This is a genomic window from Mesorhizobium sp. M7A.F.Ca.CA.002.04.1.1 (genome assembly GCF_004022805.1).
GTDB classification, from domain to species: domain Bacteria; phylum Pseudomonadota; class Alphaproteobacteria; order Rhizobiales; family Rhizobiaceae; genus Mesorhizobium; species Mesorhizobium ciceri.
This window is the reverse complement of record NZ_RZPL01000892.1, coordinates 1-2033: the sequence shown is the minus strand read 5'-3', so window position 1 is coordinate 2033 and position 2033 is coordinate 1. Positions and strand designations below refer to the sequence as shown.

2 protein-coding genes are annotated in these 2033 nt (G+C 64.8%); both read left to right on the top strand.

Annotated features, from left to right (window positions below):
* Positions 1-241: pirin-like C-terminal cupin domain-containing protein (locus ENZ75_RS30050; RefSeq protein ID WP_281061312.1), on the top strand; the 241-nt coding region annotated here is incomplete at its 5' end.
* A 142-nt stretch (positions 242-383) separates the two neighbouring features.
* Positions 384-2033: 1-deoxy-D-xylulose-5-phosphate synthase (dxs, locus tag ENZ75_RS30045; protein ID WP_128278556.1), on the top strand; the 1650-nt coding region annotated here is incomplete at its 3' end.

Here is a 2033-nt window from a genome sequence, read left to right as displayed (position 1 = left end):
GTTCCCAGCCGAACGGCTGCTGGTCTTCCGTCCCGGTGACGAGATCGTCGTGTCGTCGCAGACCGGGGCGCATTTCATGCTGTTCGGCGGCGCCTCTCTTGGTTCGAAGCGTTACATCTGGTGGAATTTCGTCTCGTCGTCGAAAGAGCGTATCGAACAGGCGAAAGAGGAATGGAAGACAGGCCGCTTCGACATCGTTCCAGGAGACGAGGAAGAGTTCATTCCGCTGCCGGAAAGCTGATGCCTGTCGCCCAAAGTGGCCCGGTTTTGGGGAAACGACCTGCATAGAAGCAAAAGACCACAGTCTGATCCGCGTCACTGACACGCATTTACTTTCGCCGGCCGGCGGCCTATTTCGCCCATCAACCGAAAGCCTGAGCACCGTGAACGCAACGCCGCATACGCCGCTTCTCGACAAGGCCCGCATCCCGGCCGACCTGCGCATGCTTGCCGAGAGTGAGCTGCCGCAACTGGCGTCCGAGCTTCGCGCCGAGCTGGTCGACGCGGTATCCCGCACGGGTGGTCATCTGGGCGCCGGCCTTGGCGTGGTCGAGCTGACAGTGGCGCTGCACTATGTCTTCAACACCCCCGATGATCGGCTGATCTGGGATGTCGGCCACCAGGCCTATCCGCACAAGATCCTGACCGGCCGCCGCGACCGTATCCGCACGCTGCGCCAGGAAGGCGGCCTGTCCGGCTTCACCCGCCGCGCCGAGAGCGAGTACGATCCCTTCGGCGCTGCCCACTCCTCGACATCGATATCGGCCGGCCTCGGCATGGCCGCGGCCCGCGATCTCTCCGGCGGCCGCAACAATGTCATCGCCGTCATCGGCGACGGCGCCATGTCTGCCGGCATGGCCTACGAGGCGATGAACAATGCCGGCGCGCTCGATGCACGGCTGATCGTCATTCTCAACGACAACGACATGTCGATCGCGCCGCCAACCGGCGCCATGAGCGCCTATCTGGCGCGGCTGGCCTCCGGCAAGGCCTATATCGGCCTGCGCGATTTCGGCAAAAAACTGACATCTTATCTCGGCAAGCGGGCGGATCGTGCGATCACAAGGGCGGTCGAGCATGCACGCGGCTACGTCACCGGCGGCACGCTGTTCGAGGAACTCGGCTTCTATCACATCGGCCCGATCGACGGCCACAATCTGGAGCATCTGATCCCGGTCCTGAAAAATGTCCGAGACAATGGCGAAGGCCCGGTGCTCATCCATGTCGTCACCCAGAAGGGCAAGGGCTATGCGCCGGCGGAAGCCGCCGCCGACAAATATCACGGCGTCAACAAGTTCGACGTCATCACCGGCGCGCAGGCCAAGGCGCCGGCCAACGCACCGGCCTACACCAAGGTGTTCGCCGAAAGCCTGGTCCAGGAGGGCCGCGAGGACGACCGCATCGTCGCCGTCACCGCAGCCATGCCGAGCGGTACCGGCCTCGACCTGTTCGGCGAAGCGTTCCCGTCGAGGACCTTCGATGTCGGCATCGCCGAACAGCACGCGGTGACCTTCGCCGCCGGCCTCGCCACCGAAGGCTACAAGCCGTTCGCGGCCATCTATTCCACCTTCCTGCAGCGCGCCTACGACCAGGTCGTCCACGACGTCGCCATCCAGAAATTACCGGTGCGCTTTCCCATCGACCGCGCCGGCTTCGTCGGCGCCGATGGCGCCACCCATTGCGGCGCCTTCGACACCACCTTCCTGGCGACACTGCCGGGCTTCGTGGTGATGGCGGCGGCCGACGAGGCGGAGCTGCGCCACATGGTACGCACCGCGGCAAGCTATGATGACGGCCCGATCGCCTTTCGCTATCCGCGCGGCAATGGCGTTGGCGTCGACATGCCGGAGCGTGGCTCCGTGCTCGAAGTCGGCAAGGGCCGCATCGTCAGGGAGGGCACCAAGGTAGCATTGCTGTCCTTCGGCACACGGCTGCAGGATTGCCTGATCGCCGCCGAGGAGCTAGGGGCTGCCGGGCTCTCCACCACGGTCGCCGACGCCCGTTTCGCCAAGCCGCTCGACGAGGATCTGATC